Raw genomic sequence first — 24,003 nt, 5'->3', positions numbered from 1 at the left:
ACCGCGACGGCAGGACGGAACTCTACGATCGGCTTCGCCGAGGCACCCCTCACTGGTACCCCGAACCCGGTATCGAGCTGCGCTACTCCCGGCACAGCGCCACCGATCTGTGCGAACTCCTGGCTCTGGCCGAACTCGGCCACGCCCGCCTGGAGTTCGTGATCCGGGGCTCAGACGGCAGGTTCGTACCGCTCCGGTCGTTGCGCGCCGAGATCCCGGTCGCCGACGCCGAGGACTGGCGCCAGGGCGCACTGCACGGCCTGCGGAAACTGGTGCCGAACGCCGGCGACCTGGCGGACGCGATCGCGTCCGAAGGACCCGTGGACGAGCAGGAGGACGAAGAGGAAGAGTGGTGGGACGAAGACGACGAAGACGACGAAGACGACGAAGACGACGAAGACGACGGGGAAGACGGGGAAGACGAGCAGGAGCAGCCGGAGGTCACCACCACGGCGAGCGGCTCGGACGCCCCCGAGGCGCCTGCGCCGCCCAGGCCGGGCCGACTTCCTGCCGACGTACTGGCCAAGGTGAGGGCCATCCTGCGGCAGGCCGAGGACCCGGCGGCGACACAGCACGAGGCGGAGGCCTTCCTGCAGAAGGCAACGGCCTTGATGGCCAAGTACGGCATCGAGCAGGCCATGCTCCGGGGCGACGACCCCACCCGCGAGGAGCCGGCGGATCGGGTGATCGAGGTCGTCGCGCCGTGGATGCGCGAGTGCAAGCTGCTCCTGTCCTCCATCGCCTACGCGATGCGCTGTCACCCCATCTATCCCGGCGGCAAGGCCAACAGTCACCGGGTCCACATCTTCGGCTTCGCCTCGGACCTGCACTCCGTCGAGGTCCTGTACGCGAGCCTGCGCCTACAGATGCTGCAGGGTGCCGAGCGGGCGGACGTACGGCACCGGCCGCCGGGGGAACTCCCGCGTGCCTACAAGCGCTCCTGGATGCTCGGCTTCATCCGGGCCGTGGCCCTGCGGATCGCGGAGGCCGAGCGCACGGCCCGGGAGGACAGTGAGCGCGACCACGCCGAGACGGCCACGGGCGACCCCTCCGTGCAGGGGCGCAGTGTGGCACTCGTCCTCGCCGATCGGAGCACCCGGATCCAGGCCGAAGTCGCCGCCGGCTACGCGAAGGTCGGGAAGGTGCGCCGTACGCGCTTCACCGGCAGCGGATACCGCCAGGGGCACGTGGACGGGCAGCAGGCCGATATCGGTGGCCTCGCGCTGGGCGACGAAAGCGGGGAGCTGGACGAGCTCATCGCCTGACCGTCGTAGCTGCGCCGTGCACGCGATGACCCGTGTTGCGATTTTCGCATCTCGCTCGTATGGTGAATTCATGGGCGAAAATGTGACGGAGCGTGTACGGAAGGTAATGAGTGAGGCCTCGGCCAACCAAGGGGCGTTCGCCGAGGCCATCGGGCTGGCTCCCGACAAACTGTCGAAGTCTCTCAACGGCATCCGCAGGTTCACGTCTCTCGATCTCGCCCGGATCGCGGAGCTCGGCAACACCACGGTCGATTGGCTGCTGACCGGCCGTGAGCCGTTGCACCCCGCCGTCGCGGCCCGCACCAGCGCGTCGACGGTCGGCGAGCACGGCCATGGCAGGCTCCAGGACCTCGTGGAACGGTTCACCACGGCACATGAGGTGCTGGATCTCCTGCGCCTGGCGCCCGAACTGCCTGAGCTGCCCGCCGTCCGCCCGGACCTCAAGCGCTACGTCGACCAAGGCGTCGCCCTCGCGGACGAGGCGCTCGCCCGCCTCGCCGCCGCGGGCACGCCGGCGATCGGCGGCCTGGACACCGCCGATCTGCTCCAGGCCATGGAACGCACCTTCGGCGTCGATGTGGCGAAGATCCGGTTGCCCGACGGAATCGACGGTGCCGCATGGCAGGCGGACGGATTCCGGCTCATCATGATCGCGCGAACCGAGCTGCCGACCCGCCAGCGATTCACGCTCGCCCACGAACTCGGGCACATTCTGGCCAGAGACGCTCAAGACCTGCTGACAGAGACCCACTTGTCCCCGGGACGTCAGAAAGACCTGACCGAGGTACGCGCCAATGTGTTCGCCGCCAACTTCCTCATGCCCCGGAGTGAAATCAGCGCGGTGGTAGGCGAGAACGGTGTCACGGACGAGCAACTCACCGCACTGGTCGTGCACTTCCAGGCGTCGCCCAGCGCTCTCGCGGCACGACTCGGGCAGTTGGGCGTCATCGCCCGGGAGACGGCGGACAGACTGCGCGGGCTCACGACGCGAGGCTCTCACTGGCTGATTGGGCAGAACGACCTCTTCGAGGCCCGCGTCACGTGGTCGCGAGCCAATCGACTGCCCTTCCGCCCGGCCCAGTTGCTGTACGAGGCCTACCTCGCGGGCGACACCACCCTGCGCCCGCTGGCCGCGTACACAGGCACGGACGTCGGCACGATCCGCGAGGCGCTCGAACCCGAACCGGCGCCGCAGGAAGGCGTGTTGGCCGCCACTGACGCGGACGAAGGGGACCTGGTCTACCAGCCATGACGCGTCACTGTTGGTTCCCCGACAACACTGTGCTGTGCAATTTCGCCGCCGTCGATCGTTTGAGCCTGCTGGAGAAGGTCCTTGACGGTCGCGGCCGTTGGACGGAAGCAGTCGCGGCCGAGGCCGAGCAGTCGATGCGTTGCTTGCCGAAACTGAGGCAGGTGACGGCCGGTGGATGGCTCGGCGAGCCCATCGAGATCGACGACCCCGCCGAGACCGCTTTGGTGGACCGGGTTCGCCGCGTGGTCTTCGGGGGCTCTCCATCCCGTCCCCTGCAACACCTGGGTGAAGCCGAGACACTCGTGCTCATCGAGCATCGCAACGGATTCGCCGACGCCGTGTGGATCACCGACGACGGCGAAGCGGGCCACTATGCGCGCCGCAAAGGCATCAGCGTCAAGGACACCGTCGACATCATGCGCGAAGCGGTCGTGGACGGCTTGGCCCTGGCCGACGCTGGCCATCGTCTCCTCATAGAGATGGAACACGCCGGACGCCATCTCCGAGGCGTTCCGCGCAGACCGGAGGACCTGTTGCGCTGAGAGGGGTGCGTAGTGGCTACCCCAGTCTGTCAGGCGGGGAGCTACCGTTCGTCCCCGTCCGGCAGGTCATTGATCAGCGGTACGAGAAGCGGGTGGACGGAGAAACCGGACGCGGGCCCCGGGCCCGAAAGGTATTCGGCCTTCAGGACCTGGACGGCCGAGTCCGGGATCTTCCCCAGAGCGCGCAGCTTGTCCGTGAGGCGGGTGACCGGCTTGGTGAAGCCCCTGAGGGAGCGGTCCTCGGGGTAGTCGCAGATGTCGTAGATGCTCGCGGCGTCCGCCACGCCCTCCGTTTCGGCGGCGTACTTGATGACGGCGACGCGGTCCCCGTAGCCCTCGTAGGTCAGACGGTCGAAGAGTTCCACGAGGGCGGCGGTTGTCCAACCTCCGTACGTCTCCTCGTCGGTCTCGATCCGTTCGACACGTTCGATGTCCTCGACGGATCCCTCCTGGAGGCTGAACTCAAGGATCGGCGCGGCCACTTCGAGGAACTGCTTCGGAGTGAGCATGAAGAGCCGACCGCCGCCACGGGTCCTCAACTCTTCGGTCAGTTCCGGTCGGGGACCCCGGTTGAAGCCCTGTTCCTTGCGCCACCAGTCCTCCTTGCCGTCCGCGGTCACGAACAGCACGTCGCACTGGCGGCGGGCGGCCTCCCGCAGGATCTGCTCCCAGACAAGGTAGTCGCCGGCCGCCCCCACACCGTCCTTCGCCTGGTCCATGTAGCCCGGAGGCAGCCGCTTGTCGATGCGACGCATTCCCTCCGCGACCGCCTTGTCGTAGTCCTCCCGGCCCAGCGGAGCGCCGACTCGGCCGACGAGGGCGGGCTCCAGTTTCGCGAGGACCGGATCGGTGCTCGTGTCCTGCGTGATGTTCTGCCACTCACCCTGGCCGACCTTGACGATCGCCTTCCGTACGTCGTCGAAGACCTCGTTCAACTGGTCTCGGAGGCGGTCGGTCTCCTCCTCGGGCAGGGCGACGCGATTGGCCCAGGTGCGCAGGGTCCGCTCCGCCTGCACCGCATGACCGGCCATGCCCTCGGCGGCCTGATCACCGGACGACAGCGCGTCGCTGAGCGTGCTCTCGCGGTTCCGCCAGAACTCCAGCAGAGCCTGGTGGGGAACCCACAGCCGGTTCTCCAGCCCGCCGAGGGCGCGCAGCAGGTCACCGCGCGCCTGCTCGGTGTACCGGTAGAGATTCAGCAGCACGTTGGCGTCGGGGGCGACCAGACCGTTGGTCAGTACGGCGGTGAAGTCGTCGGTCGTCGGGGTGCGGAAGGCTCCGAAGTCGTCGAAGAGGCCACGGTTGTCCGCGCCGTCCGTTGAGTTGCTCGCCACTGGTTCCCCCGCTTGTGTCGCGCCCGCGCAAGAGTCTGTGCGCCTCCTTGCGTCCCCTGGTCGGGACCGTATCGCGGCGAGGGTGAGCGGGAGGTGCGGAATGGGGAATGCGCCCCAACTTCCCTGTGGAAGAACGGACTTCAGGCCGACTCGTTGTCTGTCGGGTCTTCGGACGTGGGCGGTGCGGCGCTTTGCCAGTGCCTCTCGGAGGGGACCCTCCTCGCGAAAGTGTGACACTTCTGCCCTGAGTGTCACACTTTCGCGGGCTGCCTCTCTGGTGGCGGGGGGCCTGGCGCGCCGCCCGCAACAGAAGGTCTGTCTGTCGAGGGCGCGAAGTCGGCGAACAGGCCCGGGAGTTGCCCATCGCGTGCGCCGGTCACCGAGCCACGTCGCGTTCGGCGGCGGCCTGTTCGGCACCTACGGCTACAGCGTGTGACGCCTGCCGGGCCTGACGCCGCCCGACTGCGAGCAGCTGGGAGAGGTGGCCCTCGCGGCGAGTGCAAGACCCCCGCTGGGCGAAAGTTTGTACGGTAACAGGGATTTGGGGCGTGGGGGCGTTCCCGGGACAACTGTGGCGGGCGTGCGGAGGCACGTTCCAGGAGCGCGCCCCGTACGGTGCGTCAGCGTACGGGGACAGCGTGTGGACGGTACGTCGATCTTGTGGTCACGCTGGGTGAGTCGATCGCGGGGAACAGCGCACGTACGCACCTGGAGGAGGCCGCGCATGACGGACAGCAGCGACGAGCTGGCGGAGTACGAGGAGGAGCGGGAGCCCGACCCCTCCGACAGCCTGCGAACCTTCGGGGCCGTCGTCCAGGCGCTGCGCGAGCACGCCGGGCTCAGCAGGGTCGAGTTCGGGGAGAAGGTCCGGTACTCCAAACACACTGTGGAGTCAGTGGAGTTGGGGCGCCGGATGCCGGACGACTCCTTCGTGGAACTGGGGGAGGGGGCGACGGGAAACACGGGGGCGCTGCGGAGGTCGGCGAAGTTCCTGACGCGGGGAGAGGCGGGGCTGGCCGTCTGGTTCCGGCGGTGGGCTCGGCTGGAGAAGATCGCGGTGAGTCTGTGTACGTATGAATGCCGGTTGGTGCCGGGGTTGTTGCAGTCGGAGGGGTACGCGCGGGCGGTGTTCGAGGGGACCATTCCGGTAGCCACGGACAAGGAGTTGGAGGATCTGCTCGCGATGCGGCAGAAGCGGCAGCGGATGTTGGTTGAGCGGCAGAAGGTTCCCTTCAGCTTCATCGTCGAGGAGCACGTGTTCCGGCGCCGTTTCGGGGATGCGGAGCAGATGCGGGAGATGTACGACCATGTGCTGGAGCAGAGCGCGCCGCGCAACGTAACGCTTCAAATTGCGCCGCTGGAGGGCGGCTTGCATGCGTGTCTGGATGGACCCGTGCGGCTCCTGGAGACGCGAGACGGCCGACGGTTCGCCTACTCCGAGGGTCAGCAGAACGGGCGACTGATCATCGACGTGAAAGAGGTGAGTCTCCTCCAACAACGCTATGACACACTGCGCTCGCAGGCCCTGAACCCCCAAGACTCACGGGCCCTGTTGGAGCGACTGCGAGGAGAGCTATGAGCACGACGACGGAACTCGCCTGGTTCAAGTCCAGCTACAGCGGCAGCCAGGGCGACGACTGTGTTGAGGTCGCTGTCACCGAACTGGCCATCTGCGTACGGGACTCCAAGGGTGAGGCGCGACCTCACTTCGCTGTCGGGCGTGAGGAGTGGTCGCGGTTCGTGGGGTTCGCGGCGGGAGCCTGAGCCGCGTCGTCCCGGCGGTCGCGTGGTCACGTCCGCCGCCGGGACACGGAGTCACTGGAGGTCGGGTCCGCCTGCCTCGACGATCTCATCGAGCAGACTGATCTCTTCGTCGGCGTCGTCCGCGACGTCCGGGCCGGTGTCGGGAAACGATCCGAACGCCTCCTCGGTAGCGAGATGCGGGTACTTCTCCAGAAGGAACCGCCGTTGGTACGCCATCTCGGCGGCGTCGACGATTCCTTCCAGAGTTGCCCAGTTGAGGGTGCTTCCGACGACGATCCCCACTGCGGGTACGGCCTTGCCGAGCCCCTTCTTGGTGAGACGGAAACTGAATGCCTTCGCGAACTGCTGGGAGACCTTGGCGACAACCGTGTCGTTCAGGACCTCCCACGCCTTCCCGCGGAAGAGTGCCTGGGTGAGCCGCGAGATGTCGGCCATCGCGGCGTTCTTGGCAGTGGCCGAGCTAGCCGTACCGACGTTGACGACGGACATGACGAAGAGCTTTTCGGCGGGCTCCTCGGGGTCGTAGCCGTAGAACAGCGAGACCTGACCTACGGCGCGGGACGCGAGTCCGAGGACGACCGCCGCATCGGTGACGAAGGCACCAGTGATCGCTCCTCCCGAGGGTGCCGCCGCGGCGCCGGCGGAGGCGGCGATGACGAGTTCTCCTCCAGAGATCACAAGTCCCGCACCCGCTCCCGAGAGCGCTGCGATGGCCGGAAAATACCAGCTCGCCGCCCGTCCGCGGACCGCGTCGACCTGTTCGAGGTCGAGGTTGCGCAGGTCGGAGAGTGATGTGACATCGTGCCCGCGCTTCTTGTGGAGGGCCACCACGCGCTTGGGGGACAGGCCTGCTCGTGAGGCCCGTCCCAGTGTCTTCTGAATGGACTGAACGGCAGTGCCGCTCCAGTCCGGCAGGGCGTCGGCTGCTTTGCGCGTACCGGCGCCGACCTTCTGAGCGCCCTTGGCGACGACCCCCTGTCCACGTGAAACTGCAGACGCGGCCCGCGGATGTTTCTCCAGTTGCTTCGCGGCACGCTTGCCCAAGTTCGCCACCCCGCTGGCCACTTGCTCGCCGGCGTTGCTCATCGCTTGCGACAGCGGACGGCTCTTGAACTGCTGGACGGCATGCCATTTCGCGAGCTCGTAGTCCGACGGAAGCCGATCGGGCTGCTGCGGGCACTCCGGATTACTCATGGGCCGTGGCGCTCCTGTCTCTGGGGCGAGTTGTCAGGCGGAGTGGCGGCAGGGGCGGGAGCGAAGGCCGGTTGGTCCGAGGAGGATCTGTCGGCGTCAACTGCTTCAACGGCGTCTGCGAGGAGGACCCCGAGGAGATCCGCGCCGCGCTCGATCTCGCCCCCGACATACCGCTCGTGCTGTGCGACGCCCGCGACCGGGAGTCGGTGAAGACGGTACTGCTCGCGCTGCTCGAACACGTCATGCGGGGGCTGGCGGCGGAGGCGTCGGGAGACCGCCAGCCGGTGTAACTGTCTTCAGCCGTACGGTCATTACGGTCATGAGGGCTTCCTCGCCGTCACGGCAGTCGCGGTCAGCGTGCCGTCGCACTCCGCGAACTGGCCGTCGTCCAGGGCGACTTGGTGTGCGCCGGAGTTCGGCAGGCCGATCACCATCGTCGGGTAGACGACGGGCGCCGAACCGGACTCGCAGTAGCCGTCGCCCTCGCCCTGCACCTGTACGAAGGTCAGCTTCAGCCAGGCCTGGGTGCCGGGGGCGAGTTTCACGGGGGAGGCGGATCCGACGGAGGTGACCTGGAGCGGGACGTTGAGCTCCGGGGAACCGTTCGAGGCGCCGGCGACGGTGGGGTGGCCCTGGAGGACGCAGGCCTTGGCGGTGGTGTTGGTGAACTGGACGATCGCGGCCCCGGTTCCGGTACCGGCCGGGCGGTCAGCGGCCTGATAGGCGCTTGCCTTCAGGGAGTTCGGCGCGCAGGTCTTCACCGACGTACCTGTGGACCCGGATGTGCCCGTGGACCCGGAGGAAGTGGGGGAGTTGGTCGCGGTCGGCGCCTTCGACGACACGTCCGACCCGGTGTCCGTGTCGCCTGGCTGACACCCCGTCATCACCGCCGCCGCCACCGACACCGCGGCCACCGCCATCGCGCCCCTACGGATGCTGCTGTTCTGCATGACGTCCCCCGAACTGGCTGTGCACGGGCCGGACTTCGCCGGCACTCGCGGAGGGAGACAGGTCCGCCGCACCCAGAGTTCCGCCCGTGCACCACCTGTGACGCAACGGTGACGCTCAGTCGCCCGCCTTCGCGCCGGCGCCCTCCTCGAAGCTCGCGAAATACGCCGCCGCCATGTCCTCGTCCCCATGCCCCTGCGCCGCCGCCCGCGCGAACCGTTCCGCCCCCGCCGCGGCCACGTCCAGCCGTACGCCGTTGGCCGCGCCCGCCTGCACGATCAGCCGGGCGTCCTTCTCGGCCGTCGTGACCGCGAAACTCGCCGGAGTCAGCTGGTCGTTGAGGATGGCGGCCGACTTGGCGTGCAGGTACCCCATGTCGAGGGGACCGCCGGCGATGAGGCCGAGGAAGTCCTGCGGGTCCACGCCCAGGCCCTTGGCCAACGCCAGCGCCTCGCCCGCCGCGTTCGTCACGGCCAGCACCCAGCTGTTGGCCACCAGCTTCAGCCGGGTCGCCGTCGCCGCCGCGCCCTCCTCGCCGACCCACATCGTGCGGGCGCCGACCGCGTCGAACACCGGGGTCACCGTCGCGCGGCCACTCTCCGGACCCGCTGCCAGGACGGTCAGTTGACCGGCTTCGGCGGGCTGGCGGGTGCCGAGGACGGGGGCGTCGTAGAAGACGAGGTCGTGCCGGTTCGCGAACTCGGCCAGTTCGCCCACCGATTCGAGGCTGGAGGTTGTCGACTGGATCCACGCGGCGCCGGGTCGCAGTACGGGGGCGGCCTCGCGCATCACATCCAGCACGGCGTCGCCGTCGTAGAGCATCGTGAGGATCACATCCGCGTCACGTACGGCGTCGGCCACCGTGTCGCTGACGTGTGCGCCGTCGGCGGACAGGGGCTCGGCCTTGGCGCGGGTCCGGTTCCAGGCGTGCACGGTGTGCCCGGCGCGGGCGAGATTGCGGGCCATCGCGGCGCCCATGATGCCGGTGCCCAGGACGCCTACGGTGAGCTTTTCGGAGGTCATGACTCGGCTTTCGTCCTCGACGGTGTTGTCGAGAACCAGCGTGCCAGGGTGACGCGCGCCCGGCCTCCCGGCAGGGCGCGCGATGCCCGTCAACCCGTGATCGTGAACCAGGTCGACCGCGACTTCTTCCACTCCTCGTGGGAGAGGTCCTTCGCCTCGGTGTCGTCGCCGTACAGGTCGGCCGCGCCGTCGTCGGTGATCAGCTGGGCGCGGGCGCCCGGGGTCGTCAGGTCCGGTACGTCCACGACCGCCTCCCAGGCGCCGGGGTCGGACGTCGGCAGGTCGCGCAGTTTGACCGGCTGGTCGGTGGGGTTGCCGGTCCAGGAGTAGAGGGCGTACGGGTCGGAGTTGTCGTCGGCGGCCCAGGAACCGGCGACGATCAGGTACTGGTTCGCCGCGTTCTTGCGGATGTCCCGCACGGAGAGGCCGCCGAGGTTCAGCTCGATCGGTGTGCCGAAGGTCGCGGCGGTGCCGTTGGCGACCACCTTGTCGATGTTGGTGACCGGCACCAGCAGCGCCTTGCCGCCCTCCACCGCCGGGGCGAGCGGCGCGCGGAAACCGAGGTACGCCGTGCTCGTCGAACCCGGCGCGAACTCCAGGCCCTCCACGTTGAACCCGTCGATCTGCTTGGGGACTTGCCCGTCCGCCGTGCCCGCCGCGAAGCCGTACCGGTTGCCGTTCGCCTTGTCCCACGCCACCAGGTCGTCGCGCAGCTTGCCGTACGAACTGCCGTAGGAGAGCGCCGTGTTGGCGCCACTGCCGGTCACCTTCGTGGTGAAGACCGTGTTGCGGGGCGCCTTGTACTCGCCGTCCTTGTTGTTGCCCAGCGAGCCGGTCCAGTAGATCGTGTCGCCGACGTGGGCCGCGCCCTCGATGTCGATCTCCTTGGAGACGTCGATGTCGTCGCTGAAGTCCCAGGTCTTGACGGGGGCACCGGACGCCGAACGGTCGTACAGGCGAAGGACGTTGGACTCGTCGTCCGCTACGACGATGTAGCCGCCGCCCACGTCGACCGCGGCGGAGGCGTCGCTGGAGCCGGTGAAGTAACGGGTGTCGGCGGGCTGTTGGACCGATGCCGAGGACGCGTAGTGCAGGGTCTTCGTCGCTGTCCTGCCGCCCAGGCCCGTGACCTTCACCGTCAGGTCCGTGTAGCCCTGCGCGGCTGCCGCGACGGCGAGTTGGCGGGTGGCGCCGGTGCCCGTCACGGTCACCGCGCTCGTCGGTGCCACGGACGTCTTGCTGCTCTTGCTCGCCGCCACTGTCAACGCGCCGACGTTCGCGCCGCTCTGAGCGACCGTCACCTGGACCGTCGGATCACCGACCGCGCCCACCGCGCCCGAAAGGTACGTTGCCGAGAGGGAGATGGTCGGGGTGCCGTAACTCGCCGCGTGCGCCTGGTCGTTGATGCCGAGGCCCAGGGCCGCGAGGGCGAGGCAGGTGCCCGCCACGGCGACCGTCCTGCGCCCGCTGGAGAAAACTCCGTTGGAAACTCCGCTGGAGAAAACGTAGTCCTGCACGGGGACCCCTTCGTCGGCTCGGTGTCGACGAGAAGGTTCAGCGGACCTCACCAACTCCGCGGGGTGTGGGCACGTCCTGGGGGTGAACAACTGCCGACGGGCCGAGGGAACGTTCCATGACCCGGGCCAGGTGGCGGGTGAAGACCTGCCGCGTATCGGGGGTGAGCGTGCGCAGCGCCACCAGCGCGGTGATCACCACGTCGCACAGTTCGGCCTGCACGTCGTCCCACGTGTGGGTGACGCCCTTGCGCGGGTTCTGCCCGGTCGCCCCGATCACCGCCTCGGCGACCTCACCGACCTCCTCGGACAGCTTCAGCATGCGCAGGAGCATGCCCTCACGGCCGCCGAGGGGCTGGTCGGCTTCCAGCCAGGTCCACAAGTCGTCGATGCCGGCCCAGAGATCGGCGGACCGGTCGTTCTGCTCACTCATGAACCCAGCCTGCCAGCACCGCCGCCCCCGTCCCCACCCGTGCCTACTCGTACCCGTGCCTACTCGTCGAACAACGTCTCCTGCCCGGACTCCGACGCCTCCCGCACTCGCCTGTTCCGCAGCCCCACCACCACGGCCGTCGCCGCCCCCGTCACCGCGAGCGCCGCCGGCACCATCCAGCCCCGGTTCACCGCGTGCCCGAGCGCGTTGTCCAGGGAGAGCCGCCCCGGGCCCGTGACCGCGAGCCCGGCCGCGGTCAGGGCGAGGGAGGCCGCGTACTCGTAACCGCCGCCCGCCGCGAAGAAGCCGTTGGGCGCGTGCACGGCGGCCGCTCCCGCCATCGCACCGGCCGCCGCCGCGCCCGCCGCCGGGGTCGCCAGGCCCAGCGCGAGCAGCGCACCGCCGCCCGCCTCCGCGAGCCCCGCCATGACGGCGCTCTGCTTCCCCGGCGCGTACCCCATCGCCTCCATCGCCGCGCCGGTGCCCTCGATCCCGCCCCCGCCGAACCAGCCGAACAGCTTCTGCGCGCCGTGTGCGGCCAGCACTCCACCGGTACCCAGCCGGAGCAGCAGCAGGCCCAGATCTTGTCGGTCGTAACAGGTCACGGTGACTCCCTGAACAGGCGGCGGGGACGGTTCCTCCACCGTCGCACCCCGGACGGGGGACGGGCCTGCACAGACCGCCGTTCGGGTGGCGGGCCCCCGTGAACGGTGTGAGTCTGACCGGCATGACGATTCAGCCAGCCAAACTCAGCGATCCGGCCGTCCGGGCCTTCGTCAGCGCCGTCAACGCCCATGACCGCGACGCCTTCCTGGAGGTTCTCGCCCCCGGCGCGACGATGGCGGACGACGGCTCCGACCGTGACCTCGCCGAGTGGATCGACCGGGAGATCTTCTCCTCCCACGGCCACATGGAGGTCGACCGCGAGTCCCAGGGCGGCCGTGCCCTCGTCGCCCGCTACTCCAACGACGCGTGGGGCGAGATGCGCACCCGGTGGAGTTTCACGGTCGGCGACGACGGCAGGATCGCCCGCTTCGAGACCGGGCAGGCCTGACCGTCGTAGAAAGCCCCCGTAGAAAGCCCCCGTAGAAAACCGCCGTGGAAAGCCGCAAAGCCCTTGCCCTGAAGTGCGCTCCAACTCCTAGTGTCCCCAGGCATGGAGACGAAGTCGAACATCAGGACCCTCGGCCGCAGCGGTATCGACGTGAGCGCTCTCGGCTTCGGCTGCTGGGCCATCGGCGGGGAGTGGCAGGACGCGAGCGGGCAGCCGCTCGGCTGGGGCAAGGTCGACGACGAGGAGACCGTACGGGCGGTCCGGCGCGCCCTCGATCTGGGTGTCACGTTCTTCGACACCGCCGACACCTACGGCGCGGGGCACAGCGAACGCGTCCTCGGCCGCGCGCTCGGCAAGCGCCGGGACGACGTGGTCCTCGCCACCAAGTGGGGCAACGTCTTCGACGAGGAGACCCGCACCCTCACCGGTTCCGACGACTCCCCGGAGTACGCCCGCCGCGCGCTCACCGCATCGCTGGAGCGTCTCGGCACCGACCACGTCGACCTGTACCAACTCCACCTGTCCGACGCCGACTTGGAGCGTGCCGCCCAACTCCGGGACCAGTGCGAGGAGTTCGTGCGGGAGGGGCTGATCCGCGCCTACGCCTGGAGCACCGACGACCCCGCCCGTGCCGCCGTGTTCGCCGAGGGGGAGCATTGCGCGGCCGTACAGCACTCGGCGAACGTGTTGCAGGACGCCCCCGAAATGTTCGCGCTGTGCGAGGAGTTGGGGCTGGCCAGCATCAACCGCAGCCCGCTCGCGATGGGTCTGCTCACCGGAAAGCAGGCGCCGGGACGGGAGTTGGAGGCAGGCGACATCCGCAACACGCCGCCGGCGTGGATGCAGGGCTTCAAGCAGGGCGACGGCGCCGACGAGGACTGGGTCGCCCGCGTGGACGCCCTCCGCGAGATCCTCACCTCCGACGGCCGTACGCCCGCCCAGGGCGCCCTCGCCTGGCTGTGGGCCCGCAGTCCGCGCACCGTACCGATCCCGGGCTTCCGCTCGGTCGCGCAGGCCGAGCAGAACGCGGGCGCGATCGCGAAGGGGCCGCTCACCGCCGGGCAGTTGGTCGAGGTCGACCAGGTGCTCGGGAGGTGAACGGCCCCGACGGACCGCGATGCTGTGGGCGGGTCCGGCGCGGCCGGGGCACCCTATCCGGAAAAGTGTGACACTTCTGGCGAAAGTGTCACACTTTCTCAGCTAGGGTGCCCTGGCTGGCTGGCGCGACAGCCCGGCTCAGTAACCCTGGTTGCCGTGTTCCGCGTACTGCTGCTGAGGGGTGAACTGACCGCCCCGGCCCTGCTCGGTCAGGGTGATCTGGCCGGCCTTGATGGTGGCCAGGCGGGGCGCGCGGCGGGCGATCGACGAGTCGTGGGTGACCATGATGAAGGTCAGCCCGTACTCGTGCCAGAGGCCTTCGAGCAGGCCCATGATGTCGTCGCGGGTGCCCTCGTCGAGGTTGCCGGTGGGCTCGTCGGCGAGGAGCACCTTCGGCTTCTTCACCAGCGCGCGGGCGATCGCGACGCGCTGCTGCTGGCCGCCGGAGAGTTCGGACGGGGCGTGCTTGAGGCGGTCGCCGAGGCCGACCGACGAGAGCGCCTCGGCGGCCCGCTCGCGGCGCTCGGCCGGCTTGACGCCGAGCGGCACCAGGGCGGTCTCGACGTTCTCCTGCGCGGTGAGCGTCGGGATGAGGTTGAAGGACTGGAAGATGATGCCGATCTTCTCGGCCCGCAGCCGGGTCAGCTTTGCCTCGCTGATGGTGGCGAGGTTGACGCCGTCCAGCTCGACACTGCCCTCGGAGGGGCGGTCCAGGCCGCCGATCATCTGCAGCAGCGTCGACTTGCCGCCGCCGGTGGGGCCCTGGATGACGAGCTGGTCGCCGTCCTCGATCGTGAGGTCGACGCCGCGCAGCGCCTCGACCGTCTCCTTGCCCCGCGAGTAGCGCTTGGTGACGCCGGTGAGCTTGTACATGGGATCTCCGTCGATACGTCTGTGAAGAAGAGGGTCGGGACGCCGCCGCCCGGGGGGAACGGTGGCGGCGCCCCGGTTCAGGGGGTGCGGCGCGGGCGGCGTCGGGCGGCGTGACGAGCCACCTCCGCCGGACCACGCCACCACGGCCGTGCTACGACACGCTGCGCAGCGCGTCCGCCGGACGCATCCGCGAGGCACGCCAGCCGCCCATCGCGCCGGCGATCAGCCCGCCGGTGACGGCCAGGCCCACCGCGAGGGCGATTGTGGTCAGCGAGACCGGCGCGTTCAGGGCGATCTCCAAGGTGTTGGAGGTGGCCTGCTGGCCGGGGCCGCCCTGGCCGCCACCGCCGGGGCCGCCGCCCATGCCGCCGCCACCGCCGCCGGTGGAGCCGAGCTGCGCGGTCAGCTTGGGGCTGATCGCGGTGACCGTGTAGGCCGCCAGGAGGCCCAGCGCGATACCGAGACCGCCGCCGATCAGACCGTTGACCATGGACTCGCCGACGACCTGCCGGGTCACCTTGCGGCTCGGCCAGCCGAGCGCCTTCAGCGTGCCGAACTCACGCACCCGGCGGGAGACCGCCGAGGAGGTGAGCAGCGCGGCGACGAGGAACGCGGCGATGAGGACCGCGATGGACAGCCACTTGCCCACGCTGGTCGCGAGGTTGGAGGCGGTGGACAGCGAACCGGAGACGGTGGACGCGAGGTCGGCGGAGGTGGTGACCGTCGTACCCGAGATGTTCTTCTGGATGGTCGTCTTGACGGACGAGATCTGCTTGGAGTCGGTCGCCTTGACGTAGATCGTGGTGACCTTGTTCTTCGAGTCGCCCAGCGTCTGCGCCTGCTTCAGCGGCACGTACACGTCGATCGTGGACTCGCTGCTGTTGGGCGTCGCGATGCCGATGACCGTGAACTTGGTGCTGGAGATCTTGAAGGTCGAACCGACCTTGTACTTCTTCGTCTTGGCGTACGACTTGCTGACGACGGCGACCTTCGCGTTGGTCTGCGCGGTCGTGAAGGTCTTGCCGGTGGTGATCTTCGACGTGGACAGCGGGCCCAGCGTCTGGTTGGTGACGTCGATACCCGCGACCGAGTAAGAGTTCACGTTGAAGTTGGCGCCGCCGCCCTGGACCTGGGGTGCACCGGTGCTGCTGGTTCCGCCACCGCCGCCGGGGCCGCCCTGCTGCGAACCGGAGGAGGAACCGGACGTGGTGGAGGACTTGGCCTTGCCCTGGGTGAAGGAGCCGTCGACCTTGGTGACGTTCAGGGTGAGCGCGCCGACCGCGGTGGACACGCCCTTCTGCGAGGCGACCTTGGTGACCAGGGAGGACGCGAGGGCCTGACCGCCCTGCGTGTTCACCCGGTCCGTGCTCTGCGAGGTGCTGCTGGAGGAGGTGGCGCCGAACTTGAAGCTGGGACCCTGCGAGCTGCCGGCCTTGGGGGCCGACTGCGCCTTGGTCACGGTCATGTCAGTTCCGAGACCGTAAAGAGACTTGAGGACCTTGTCCTGAGCCTGATTCATGCCGGCCGACACCGAGTTGACGGTGATGACCAGCGCGATACCGAGCGCCAGACCCATCGCGATGACCAGGGCGGCCTTCTTGCGCCGGCCCAGCTCGCGCTTGAGATAGATGCCAAACATCCCATTCCCCAAAGGTTCTTGGCGCCCGCTGTGGGCGCGGCCACAAGCTATGGAGGAACCTTTGAGTCGACCTGAGTAAAGGATGTGTCTGGCCTGAGAAAAAGAGGCCCGAAATCAGAATTGCGTCAGACAGCTCATTCCTAAGCTGCCAAGGGCCTCCTGCCAGGAAACCCCTGTTCAATGGCCTGCTGACATGAGGTGTCGATCATCCTTTCGACGCCCCGCCATGGACCCCGCCGTGTACGCGCGCGGCCTCATTTTGTACGGTCCCGGGATGCGCGATTCCTCTCGGCTCACCCGGCGTGCCGCTCTCGGCCTGACCGCCGCCGCCCTTCCCGTGGCGGCGGCCACTCCCGCGTCGGCGGCGACGGCGATAGGCGGTGAGCGCCTGGCCCGCGCCGGGATCCAGGCGGGCGATGCCGCCACGCTGCCCAAGAAGCTCACCGCCCGCTCCTGGCTGATCGCCGACCACAAGACCGGCGAGGTGCTCGCCTCGTACCGCGCGCATCAGCGGCTCGCGCCCGCGTCCACGCTGAAGATGCTGTTCGCCGACACCGTGCTGGGGAAGTTCGAGCGGGCCCGCACCTACCGGGTCACCGACGCCGACCTCGCCGACGTCCCCTCCGGCTCCAGCCTCGTCGGCGTCAAGCCCGGGATCACCTACAGCGTCCACCAGTTGTGGCAGGGCGTCTTCCTGCGCTCCGGCAACGACGCCGTGCATGTGCTGGCCCACATGAACGGCGGGATCGCGGCGACGGTCGCCGAGATGCAGGCCAAGGCGAAGGACCTCCAGGCCCTGGACACCCATGTGGTGAGCCCGGACGGCTTCGACCACCCCGGGCAGGTCTCCTCGGCGTACGACCTCACGCTCTTCGCCCGGCACGGGCTGCACGACGACGACTTCAGCGCCTACTGCTCGACCCGGACCGCGAACTTCCCGGCCGGCGGCAAGAAGACCTTCCAGATCCAGAACACCGACCGCCTGCTGTCCGGCGCCTACGGCCTGCGCCCGTACCGGGGCATCATCGGCGTGAAGAACGGCTACACCAGCCACGCCGGCAACACCTTCACCGGCGCCGCCACCCGCGACGGCCGCACCCTCCTGGTCACCGTGATGCACCCCGCGAACGGCGGCAACGAGGTCTACAAGGAGACCGCCGCGCTCCTCGACTGGGGCTTCGGCAAAGGGAGTTCGGCCACGGCCGTGGGCACCCTGGTCGATCCGCTGAGCGAGGGTGGCGCGACCGCGAGCCCCACACCGTCGGGGAAGGGCGTCAAGGGCGCTCCGGGCGCCACCGGGGCCGCCGCTTCGTCCTCGGACGGTCCCTCGCCCTGGCCGATGCTGGGCGGCGCGGCGGGGGCGGTCGTGGTGCTCGCGGGCGGTGCGTTCGCACTGCGCAGGCGACGGGCGGCCGTGGCGGCGGCCACGTCTCAGGAAGCGGCCAAGTCCCCGGAACTCGACGGGAGTTGATGTGACGCGACAGCCGCTCCACGGTCCGGTGCGTAACCCGCGGTCCCACGCGGGTTCCACCCCCACCCGGGCCGTGGAACGACTGTCGCCTCTCCCCCCTCGGATTGGCCTGCGGAACACGGGACTCCGGTGCCCCGGAAGCCCCGTGCTCCAAGTGTGAAGCTTTGGTGGAGAAGAGTTGAGCATAAGTCAGCAACTGGGCGCAATGGTGCGGATGGTCAAATTCCGTTTGTGCAACATGCCCTAGCCGCGCCCCACATACGGCATCGCGGTCGCCAGCACCGTCGCGAACTGCACATTCGCCCCCAAGGGCAGCTCCGCCATGTGCCGCACGGTGCGCGCCACATCGGCGACATCCATCACCGGTTCCGGGGTGACCACCCCGTTGGCCTGCAGCGCCCCGGTCCCCATCCGCGCCGTCATGTCGGTCGCCGCGTTCCCGATGTCGATCTGCCCGACCGCGATCGAGTACGCCCGCCCGTCCAACGACAGCGACTTCGTCAGCCCCGTCAACGCGTGCTTGGTCGCGGTGTAGGCCACGGAATGCGGCCGAGGCGTATGAGCGGAGATCGACCCGTTGTTGATGATCCGCCCGCCCTGCGGCACCTGCTCCTTCATCCGCCGGTAGGCAGCCTGCGCACACAGGAACGCCCCGTTGAGATTGGTGTCCACCACGTGCCGCCAAGCGTCGTACGGCAGGTCCTCCACCGCCACCCCACCGGGCCCGAAGGTCCCCGCGTTGTTGAACAGCAGATCCACCCGCCCGAACCGCTCCACGACGGCGTCGAACAGCCCGTCCACGTCCTCCGGCCGCGCCACATCCGTCGCTACGGCGAGGGAGGCGCCCTCGGGCACCAGCGCGGCCGTCTCCTCCAGCGTCCCGGCGCGGCGGCCGGCCAGCGCCACCGACCAGCCCGCGCGCAGCAGTTCCACGGCGACCGCGCGGCCGATGCCTGAGCCCGCGCCGGTCACCACGGCGATCCTCGACGATTCCTCAGCGTTCATGGCCGCAGCCTACGAGTCACCCTTCCTGCGGGTACCGCACCCCGATCCGCTCCCGTACCGCGTCCAGCGTGCGCATCACCGCGAGGGTGCCCTCCAACGGCACCAGCGGCGACTCGGTCTCACCGGCCCGCAGCGCCCGCATCACCTCCGCCGCCTCGTGCCGCAGCGTGTTGCGCGGCCCGTCGGCAGGGTCGAGGACGAACTCCTCGGGGTCACGCCCGTCCCGGTGCAGCACGAACCGCTCCGGGTGGAAGAAGCCGTCCGGAATGTCGATCCGGCCCAGCGACCCGGTCACCGACGCCGAGGTCCCCGTACCGCCGACGATCGAGCAGTGCAGCGCGGCCAGCGCACCGCTGTCCCACGAGAACAGGGCAGCGGTCTGAAGGTCGGCGCCCTCGGGGGAGAGCACGGCCGAAGCCTTGATGTCGGCGGGCTCACCGAGCAGCAGATGCGCGAACGACACCGGGTACACCCCGAGGTCCAGCAGCGCGCCGCCACCCTGCGCCGGATCACGCAGCCGGTGCGCGGGCGGGAAGGGCCCCGCGAGCCCGAAGTCGGCCTGGACGGTGCGCACTTCACCGATCGCTCCGTCGTCGACAAGAGCCTTGAGCCGCCGTACCAGCGGATTGCAGTACATCCACATGGCCTCCATCAGGAAGCCGCCGCGCTCGCCCGCCAGCGCGACAAGTTCCGTCGCCTCGCGGGAGTTGAGGGTGAAGGCCTTCTCGACGAGCACGTTCCGTCCGGCCTCCAGACAGAGACCGGCCGCCGTGCGGTGCGCCGAGTGCGGGGTGGCGACGTAGACGATGTCGACGTCCGCGTCCTGCGCCAGCGCGTCCCAGTCGCCGTAGGCCCGCTCGATCCCGAACCGTTCCGCGAAGGCCTTCGCCGAGGACTCCGTCCGCGAGGCCACCGCGACCACCTCGGCGTCCGGCAGATCGACCAGCGCCGCCGTGAACGCGGCGGCGATCCCACCAGTGGCCAGGACTCCCCAGCGCACCCTCTGTTCCGTCATCGCGGCCCCACCCTCGCTCACCAGACCCTCGGCACCTTGTACGAGCTGAGAGCATAGGTGGCGGATCACCAGGAGAGGGAGGGCCACATGTCCGAGCAGAGAGCGAAGGCACCGACGCCGGCTGTGCCGCAGTCCGCCGTACCGTCGCTCAAGGCGTCCCGCCGGACCGGCCTCCTCGTCATCCTCATCCTCGGCGGCCTCACCGCGACCCCGCCGCTGTCGATGGACATGTACCTCCCCGCGCTCCCGGCGGTCACCCGTTCCCTGCACGCGCCCGCCGCGACCGTCCAGCTCACCCTCACCACCTGCCTCGCCGGCATGGCGCTGGGGCAGCTGGTGGTCGGCCCGATGAGCGACAAGTGGGGCCGCAGGCGCCCACTCCTGACCGGCCTCGCCGTCTACATCGTGGCGACCGCCCTGTGCGCGATCGCGCCGAACGTCGAATCCCTGGTCGCCTTCCGTCTGCTCCAGGGCCTGGCGGGCGCGGCCGGAATAGTGATCGCGAGGGCGGTCGTACGCGACCTCTACGACGGCGTGGCGATGGCCCGCTTCTTCTCCACCCTGATGCTGGTCTCCGGGGTCGCCCCGATCGTCGCGCCGCTGGTCGGCGGCCAGATCCTCCGCGTCACGGACTGGCGAGGCGTCTTCGTGATCCTGACCTTCGTCGGCGCGGCCCTGGCCGCCCTCGTCTGGACCCGCCTCCCCGAGACCCTGGCCCCGGCGGACCGCCACGCGGGCGGCACGGCGGAGGCCCTGCGCGGCATGCGCGCCCTGCTGGCGGACCTCCCCTTCACGGGCTACATGCTGACGGGAGGCTTCTCCTTCGCCGCGTTGTTCGCGTACATCTCGGCATCCCCCTTCGTCGTCCAGGAGATCTACGGAGCCTCCCCACAGACCTTCAGCCTCCTCTTCGGCGTCAACTCGGTCGGGCTGGTCGCGGTGGGCCAGATCAACGGCAAGCTGCTGGTGGGCAGGGTCTCGATGGACAAGGTCCTGGGCACGGGGTTGGCGGTGGTGGTGCTGGCGGCGACGGCGCTGCTGCTGATGGCGACGGGAACGTTCGGGGAAGTGGGCCTGGTCCCGGTGGCGGCGGGGCTCTTCGTCCTGATGTCGGCGATGGGCGTGACGCTTCCGAACGCCCAGACCCTGGCGTTGATGCGCACCCGCCACTCCGCGGGCTCGGCCTCCGCCCTGCTGGGCACGTCGTCCTTCTTGATAGGCGCGGTGGCGTCCCCCCTGGTCGGTATCGCGGGCGAGCACACCGCCGTTCCGATGGCGGTCGTCCAACTGGTGGCCGCACTGGTGGCGGTGGCCTGCTTCGTGGGAATGTGCCGTCCTTGGAACACACGTACGACCGCGGAGGGAGTGGGGAGCTGAGCGCCCCGAGACTGCGCAACGACACCCCGGAACGGGCCGGCCTCGACCCCGAGGAGCTCCGCCACCTGATCCGTGAGGTGCACGCCCTCACCACCGGCGACCGCCCCTGGGCGCCGGGCACCGTCGTGGTCGCCGGCCGCGGCCCGGTGATCGCGGTGGAGGAGGCGGCGGGCTGGGCCGTACGGTACGAGGCCTACGACCCGGAGACGGACTGCGGCATCGAACTCCCCCCTGCCGCCCGCGTCCCCACGACGGTGGACACCCCCTTCGACCTGGCCTCCCTCACAAAGCTGTTCACGGCGGTGGCGGCGATGCAGCAGATCGAGCGCGGCACGCTGGGCATAGACGCGAAGGTGGGCGCGTACCTGCCCGACTTCCGCGCGGCAGCCCGCCACGGCATCACCGTCCGCCAACTCCTCACCCACACCTCGGGCCTACGCCCCGAACTCCCGCTCTACGACTGCGCGGACGACGCGGAACGCATGGCGATGCTGCGGGCGGAGGCGCCGGTGGCGGAGCCGGGGGAGTACGTCTACTCCGACCTGAACCTCCTCCTGCTCCAGTTCGTCCTGGAACGCGTCAGCGGCCGCACGCTGGACGTCCTCATCCACGACGGCATCACCCGCCCGCTGGGCATGACGTCCACGGACTTCGGCCCATGCCCCGGCGCGGCGGCCACGGAGGACCAACGCCGCCCGTGGGCCAAGGCGGACCGGGGCATGTTGCGGGGCGTGGTCCACGACGAGAACGCGTGGGCGCTGGGTGGCGTGGCCGGCCACGCGGGCCTGTTCTCGACGGGGCGCGACCTGGCGATCTTCTGCCGCACCTTGCTGGCGGGGGGTTCCTACGGCCCGGCCCGCATCCTGGGACCCGACTTCGTGGAGCTGTTGCTGACCCCGCCGGGGTTGGGCTTCGGGGTCGATCAGGCGTGGTTCATGGGGGAGTTGGCGGGGCGGGGGGCGGTGGGGCACACGGGGTTCACGGGGACGTCGGTGGTGTTGGATCCGGCGACGGACACGTTCTTGGTGCTCCTGGCCAACACGGTGCATCCGCGGCGGCGGGGGGCGGACAGTGGGCCTCGGGCGGCGGCGGGGACGCGGGTGGCTCGGGCGGTGCGGGGCTGAGGGGTGGGCTCGGGTGACTGGGCGAGGCGGGGTTTTTGAGCCGAGCTCTTCCATTGCCCCGACACAGGTGCTGGGTGGGCGTGGGCCTCGGGGGTCTGGGGGCGGAGCCCCCAGGGACCTCGGCATGAGTGCCGGGCCACTTAGAATCGGCGGGTGAACGACCCCGTGGCGCCCGCCGAAACCCTCCGTACCGCTCTGGCCCGCCTGCTCGACGGGCTTTCGCCCAGGCAGGCCGCCGGGGCTGTGGAACGCCTGATCGGCAACTACCGCGGGGCCACCCCGACCGACGCCCCGATCCTCAGAGACCGCGCGGATGTCGTCGCCTACGCGGCGTATCGGATGCCGGCGACTTTCGAGGCCGTACGTTCCGCACTGGACGCCTTCGCGGACGCCGTACCCGAGTGGGCCCCGCAGGGACACGTGGACGTCGGCGGTGGCACCGGCGCCGCGACCTGGGCCGTCGCCGCCACCTGGGACGGCGACCGCCCGGTGACCGTACTCGACTGGGCCGAACCCGCACTCGCCCTGGGGAAAGAGATCGCCGCCGCCAACTCGGCACTGCGCAACACCAGTTGGCGCCGCGCACGGATCGGCTCTGCGCTCACCCTCGACCCCACCGACCTCGTCACCGTCTCCTACGTCCTCAACGAACTCACCGTCCCCGACCGAGCCGCCCTCGTGGACGCGGCGGCCACCGCGGCCCAGGCCGTCGTGATCGTCGAAGCCGGTACCCCGGACGGTTACGCCCGCGTCATCGAGGCCCGGGACAGACTCGTCGCCGCCGGTTTCCACATCGCCGCCCCCTGCCCGCACAGTGCCGCCTGCCCGATCGCCCCCGGCGAGGACTGGTGCCACTTCTCGACGCGGGTCAGCCGTTCCTCCCTGCACCGCAAGGTCAAGGGCGGCTCCCTGCCGTACGAGGACGAGAAGTTCAGCTACGTCGCCGCCGCCCGCTTCCCCGTCGAACCCGCCCCCGCCCGCGTCGTACGCCGCCCGCAGATCCGCAAGGGCCAGGTACTCCTCGACCTCTGCGAGACCGACGAACAGCTGCGCCGGACGACGGTCACCAAGCGCCACGGCGACCTGTACAAGGCGGCACGGGACGTGAGCTGGGGAGACCCCTGGCCGGAAAAAGCGTGACACTTGCGCCGAAAGTGTCACACGTGTGTCTCGTCCCACCCACCCCGGATGTGGGGTACCGCCTCTCGGGGCGCAGGATGGTGGGACCATAGGGGAAGTTCTCCGCACAACGGCAGGGCTTCTCCGCACACGGCAGGGCAAGAACAAGCAGGGCAAGACGGCAGGGCGACAACAGCAGGGCGAGGAGATAGATGAGCGCGACGTTCGGTGGCCGGACCGGTCGGCAGGGCAAACTCTCCTCGTGGCTGCGCGGACGCCGCCCGCAGGAGGCCCCCGACGACGGCAGCGGACGCGAGGCGCTGCTGCTGGCCGCCGCCGAGGCCGGGCTGCCGATCGCGCCCGCCGCGCACCCCGCCCCGGGCTACCGATGTTCGTGCGACCGTGTGGGCTGCCCCACACCGGCCCGCCACCCCGTGTCGTTCGCCTGGCAGACGCAGTCCACCACCGACCGCGCCCAGATCGAGCGCTGGGCCCGCCACCAGCCGCAGGCCAACTTCATCACCGCGACCGGCATGGTCAACGACGTCCTCGACGTCCCCCTCGAAGCGGGCCACGAGGCACTGGAGCGGCTGCTCGCCGCCGGTGTCGAGGTAGGACCCGTCGCCGCGAGCGACGACGGCCGGCTGCTCTTCTTCACCCTCACCCGCGGCACCCCCGAGGACGAGGACGAGTGGTGGCCCTGCGAACTGGACTGCCACCCCGAGACGATGGACGAACACCCCGGCCTGCGCTGGCACTGCCGAGGCTCCTACGTCCTGGTCCCCCCGGCCCAACTCCCCGGTGAGAACCAGTCCGTTCACTGGGTACGCGGCCCCGAGCACCCCCTGCCCGACCCGCTCACCCTCCTCGAAACCCTCACGGACGCCTGCGCCCGCCACGCGGGAGCCGAGCCGGACCACGCGAACTCGGCCTGGCCACTGGGCCGTTGACCTTCTGAG

General features: G+C 69.8%; 24 protein-coding genes. 13 read left to right on the top strand and 11 right to left on the bottom strand.

Going from position 1 to position 24,003, the window contains the following annotated elements:
- The first annotated feature begins 158 nt into the window (after positions 1-158).
- From OG588_RS14110 to OG588_RS14100, 3 genes are all read left to right on the top strand, one after another.
- Positions 159-1,265 carry a DUF2786 domain-containing protein gene (locus OG588_RS14110; protein WP_405947576.1) on the top strand — a complete coding sequence of 369 codons (1,107 nt, stop codon included), beginning with the start codon at positions 159-161 and terminating at the stop codon, positions 1,263-1,265.
- A 106-nt stretch (positions 1,266-1,371) separates the two neighbouring features.
- Complete coding sequence (locus tag OG588_RS14105; protein WP_405947575.1) at positions 1,372-2,517, top strand: ImmA/IrrE family metallo-endopeptidase; 1,146 nt, start codon at positions 1,372-1,374, stop codon at positions 2,515-2,517.
- Positions 2,514-3,059 carry a hypothetical protein gene (locus tag OG588_RS14100; protein ID WP_405947574.1) on the top strand — a complete coding sequence of 182 codons (546 nt, stop codon included), beginning with the start codon at positions 2,514-2,516 and terminating at the stop codon, positions 3,057-3,059. The genes OG588_RS14105 and OG588_RS14100 overlap by 4 nt, the downstream gene beginning before the upstream one ends.
- A 41-nt stretch (positions 3,060-3,100) precedes the next feature.
- Here the strand turns inward: OG588_RS14100 and OG588_RS14095 are convergent, their stop codons facing one another.
- A complete protein-coding gene (locus OG588_RS14095; RefSeq protein ID WP_405947573.1) occupies positions 3,101-4,393 on the bottom strand; it encodes a PIN-like domain-containing protein in 1,293 nt (430 codons plus the stop codon).
- Positions 4,394-5,117: 724 nt separating this feature from the next.
- Here OG588_RS14095 and OG588_RS14090 point away from each other — a divergent pair.
- Both OG588_RS14090 and OG588_RS14085 read left to right on the top strand, forming a co-directional pair.
- Positions 5,118-5,972, top strand: coding sequence for a Scr1 family TA system antitoxin-like transcriptional regulator (locus OG588_RS14090; RefSeq protein ID WP_405947572.1), 855 nt, complete (start codon positions 5,118-5,120; stop codon positions 5,970-5,972).
- The gene (locus OG588_RS14085) at positions 5,969-6,157 is read left to right on the top strand and encodes a DUF397 domain-containing protein (RefSeq protein ID WP_405947571.1); all 189 of its coding nucleotides are present in this window, start codon (positions 5,969-5,971) and stop codon (positions 6,155-6,157) included. The genes OG588_RS14090 and OG588_RS14085 overlap by 4 nt, the downstream gene beginning before the upstream one ends.
- Before the next feature lie 51 nt (positions 6,158-6,208).
- Here the strand turns inward: OG588_RS14085 and OG588_RS14080 are convergent, their stop codons facing one another.
- On the bottom strand, positions 6,209-7,351 hold the full coding sequence (locus OG588_RS14080) for an EcsC family protein (RefSeq protein ID WP_405947570.1): 1,143 nt from the start codon (positions 7,349-7,351) through the stop codon (positions 6,209-6,211).
- 71 nt (positions 7,352-7,422) lie between these two features.
- Between OG588_RS14080 and OG588_RS14075 the strand changes: the two genes are divergently transcribed.
- Positions 7,423-7,641: a hypothetical protein gene (locus tag OG588_RS14075; protein WP_405947569.1), complete on the top strand. Its 219-nt coding sequence runs from the start codon at positions 7,423-7,425 to the stop codon at positions 7,639-7,641.
- Between the two features lie 27 nt (positions 7,642-7,668).
- On the opposite strand, the gene OG588_RS14070 is transcribed toward OG588_RS14075, so the two are convergent.
- From OG588_RS14070 to OG588_RS14050, 5 genes are all read right to left on the bottom strand, one after another.
- A complete protein-coding gene (locus OG588_RS14070) occupies positions 7,669-8,301 on the bottom strand; it encodes a DUF4232 domain-containing protein (protein WP_405947568.1) in 633 nt (210 codons plus the stop codon).
- Positions 8,302-8,416: 115 nt separating this feature from the next.
- Complete coding sequence (locus OG588_RS14065; protein ID WP_405947567.1) at positions 8,417-9,322, bottom strand: NAD(P)-dependent oxidoreductase; 906 nt, start codon at positions 9,320-9,322, stop codon at positions 8,417-8,419.
- Between the two features lie 89 nt (positions 9,323-9,411).
- On the bottom strand, positions 9,412-10,839 hold the full coding sequence (locus tag OG588_RS14060) for a hypothetical protein (protein ID WP_405947566.1): 1,428 nt from the start codon (positions 10,837-10,839) through the stop codon (positions 9,412-9,414).
- Between the two features lie 37 nt (positions 10,840-10,876).
- A complete protein-coding gene (locus OG588_RS14055; RefSeq protein ID WP_366092240.1) occupies positions 10,877-11,269 on the bottom strand; it encodes a MazG-like family protein in 393 nt (130 codons plus the stop codon).
- Positions 11,270-11,328: 59 nt separating this feature from the next.
- Positions 11,329-11,874: a DoxX family protein gene (locus tag OG588_RS14050; protein ID WP_405947565.1), complete on the bottom strand. Its 546-nt coding sequence runs from the start codon at positions 11,872-11,874 to the stop codon at positions 11,329-11,331.
- 122 nt (positions 11,875-11,996) lie between these two features.
- Between OG588_RS14050 and OG588_RS14045 the strand changes: the two genes are divergently transcribed.
- Positions 11,997-12,323: a hypothetical protein gene (locus OG588_RS14045; RefSeq protein WP_026151585.1), complete on the top strand. Its 327-nt coding sequence runs from the start codon at positions 11,997-11,999 to the stop codon at positions 12,321-12,323.
- A 102-nt stretch (positions 12,324-12,425) separates the two neighbouring features.
- Positions 12,426-13,421, top strand: a complete 996-nt coding sequence (locus tag OG588_RS14040; protein WP_405947564.1) for an aldo/keto reductase — start codon at positions 12,426-12,428, stop codon at positions 13,419-13,421.
- A gap of 138 nt (positions 13,422-13,559) precedes the next feature.
- Here OG588_RS14040 and OG588_RS14035 read toward each other — a convergent pair whose 3' ends face one another.
- Positions 13,560-14,294 carry an ABC transporter ATP-binding protein gene (locus OG588_RS14035; protein WP_266878493.1) on the bottom strand — a complete coding sequence of 245 codons (735 nt, stop codon included), beginning with the start codon at positions 14,292-14,294 and terminating at the stop codon, positions 13,560-13,562.
- Between the two features lie 151 nt (positions 14,295-14,445).
- Complete coding sequence (locus OG588_RS14030) at positions 14,446-15,933, bottom strand: ABC transporter permease (RefSeq protein WP_405947563.1); 1,488 nt, start codon at positions 15,931-15,933, stop codon at positions 14,446-14,448.
- Between the two features lie 274 nt (positions 15,934-16,207).
- On the opposite strand from OG588_RS14030, the gene OG588_RS14025 reads away from it, so the two are divergent.
- The gene (locus OG588_RS14025) at positions 16,208-17,404 is read left to right on the top strand and encodes a D-alanyl-D-alanine carboxypeptidase family protein (RefSeq protein WP_405947562.1); all 1,197 of its coding nucleotides are present in this window, start codon (positions 16,208-16,210) and stop codon (positions 17,402-17,404) included.
- Positions 17,405-17,647: 243 nt separating this feature from the next.
- Here the strand turns inward: OG588_RS14025 and OG588_RS14020 are convergent, their stop codons facing one another.
- Together OG588_RS14020 and OG588_RS14015 are read right to left on the bottom strand one after the other, a co-directional pair.
- Positions 17,648-18,409, bottom strand: a complete 762-nt coding sequence (locus OG588_RS14020; RefSeq protein WP_405947561.1) for an SDR family oxidoreductase — start codon at positions 18,407-18,409, stop codon at positions 17,648-17,650.
- Between the two features lie 16 nt (positions 18,410-18,425).
- Positions 18,426-19,424 carry a Gfo/Idh/MocA family protein gene (locus OG588_RS14015; RefSeq protein WP_405947560.1) on the bottom strand — a complete coding sequence of 333 codons (999 nt, stop codon included), beginning with the start codon at positions 19,422-19,424 and terminating at the stop codon, positions 18,426-18,428.
- Between the two features lie 87 nt (positions 19,425-19,511).
- Here OG588_RS14015 and OG588_RS14010 point away from each other — a divergent pair, with 87 nt between their 5' ends.
- The 4 genes from OG588_RS14010 to OG588_RS13995 all read left to right on the top strand — a co-directional run bounded on the left by OG588_RS14010 (position 19,512) and on the right by OG588_RS13995 (position 23,994).
- Positions 19,512-20,801 carry a multidrug effflux MFS transporter gene (locus OG588_RS14010; protein WP_405947559.1) on the top strand — a complete coding sequence of 430 codons (1,290 nt, stop codon included), beginning with the start codon at positions 19,512-19,514 and terminating at the stop codon, positions 20,799-20,801.
- Positions 20,753-21,925 (top strand): serine hydrolase domain-containing protein, encoded by a 1,173-nt coding sequence (locus tag OG588_RS14005; RefSeq protein ID WP_405947558.1) that lies wholly within the window; start codon positions 20,753-20,755, stop codon positions 21,923-21,925. The genes OG588_RS14010 and OG588_RS14005 overlap by 49 nt, the downstream gene beginning before the upstream one ends.
- 153 nt (positions 21,926-22,078) lie before the next feature.
- The gene (locus tag OG588_RS14000) at positions 22,079-23,065 is read left to right on the top strand and encodes a small ribosomal subunit Rsm22 family protein (RefSeq protein ID WP_405947557.1); all 987 of its coding nucleotides are present in this window, start codon (positions 22,079-22,081) and stop codon (positions 23,063-23,065) included.
- Between the two features lie 191 nt (positions 23,066-23,256).
- On the top strand, positions 23,257-23,994 hold the full coding sequence (locus OG588_RS13995) for a bifunctional DNA primase/polymerase (RefSeq protein WP_366491215.1): 738 nt from the start codon (positions 23,257-23,259) through the stop codon (positions 23,992-23,994).
- The last annotated feature ends 9 nt before the right edge of the window (positions 23,995-24,003 follow it).

Source organism: Streptomyces prunicolor (genome assembly GCF_045162825.1).
Lineage (GTDB): Bacteria > Actinomycetota > Actinomycetes > Streptomycetales > Streptomycetaceae > Streptomyces > Streptomyces prunicolor.
The sequence above is the reverse complement of the archived record's forward strand: the minus strand, read 5'-3'. Positions and strand labels throughout refer to the sequence as shown.

Coding starts and splice junctions, on each gene's coding strand:
- OG588_RS14020 (WP_405947561.1), bottom strand. CDS start 18,409: ATGAACGCTGAGGAATCGTCGAGGATCGCCGTGGTGACCGGCGCGGGC.
- OG588_RS14015 (WP_405947560.1), bottom strand. CDS start 19,424: ATGACGGAACAGAGGGTGCGCTGGGGAGTCCTGGCCACTGGTGGGATC.
- OG588_RS14025 (WP_405947562.1), top strand. CDS start 16,208: ATGCGCGATTCCTCTCGGCTCACCCGGCGTGCCGCTCTCGGCCTGACC.
- OG588_RS14090 (WP_405947572.1), top strand. CDS start 5,118: ATGACGGACAGCAGCGACGAGCTGGCGGAGTACGAGGAGGAGCGGGAG.
- OG588_RS14030 (WP_405947563.1), bottom strand. CDS start 15,933: ATGTTTGGCATCTATCTCAAGCGCGAGCTGGGCCGGCGCAAGAAGGCC.
- OG588_RS14100 (WP_405947574.1), top strand. CDS start 2,514: ATGACGCGTCACTGTTGGTTCCCCGACAACACTGTGCTGTGCAATTTC.
- OG588_RS13995 (WP_366491215.1), top strand. CDS start 23,257: ATGAGCGCGACGTTCGGTGGCCGGACCGGTCGGCAGGGCAAACTCTCC.
- OG588_RS14085 (WP_405947571.1), top strand. CDS start 5,969: ATGAGCACGACGACGGAACTCGCCTGGTTCAAGTCCAGCTACAGCGGC.
- OG588_RS14040 (WP_405947564.1), top strand. CDS start 12,426: ATGGAGACGAAGTCGAACATCAGGACCCTCGGCCGCAGCGGTATCGAC.
- OG588_RS14010 (WP_405947559.1), top strand. CDS start 19,512: ATGTCCGAGCAGAGAGCGAAGGCACCGACGCCGGCTGTGCCGCAGTCC.
- OG588_RS14105 (WP_405947575.1), top strand. CDS start 1,372: ATGAGTGAGGCCTCGGCCAACCAAGGGGCGTTCGCCGAGGCCATCGGG.
- OG588_RS14055 (WP_366092240.1), bottom strand. CDS start 11,269: ATGAGTGAGCAGAACGACCGGTCCGCCGATCTCTGGGCCGGCATCGAC.
- OG588_RS14045 (WP_026151585.1), top strand. CDS start 11,997: ATGACGATTCAGCCAGCCAAACTCAGCGATCCGGCCGTCCGGGCCTTC.
- OG588_RS14065 (WP_405947567.1), bottom strand. CDS start 9,322: ATGACCTCCGAAAAGCTCACCGTAGGCGTCCTGGGCACCGGCATCATG.
- OG588_RS14035 (WP_266878493.1), bottom strand. CDS start 14,294: ATGTACAAGCTCACCGGCGTCACCAAGCGCTACTCGCGGGGCAAGGAG.
- OG588_RS14070 (WP_405947568.1), bottom strand. CDS start 8,301: ATGCAGAACAGCAGCATCCGTAGGGGCGCGATGGCGGTGGCCGCGGTG.
- OG588_RS14080 (WP_405947570.1), bottom strand. CDS start 7,351: ATGAGTAATCCGGAGTGCCCGCAGCAGCCCGATCGGCTTCCGTCGGAC.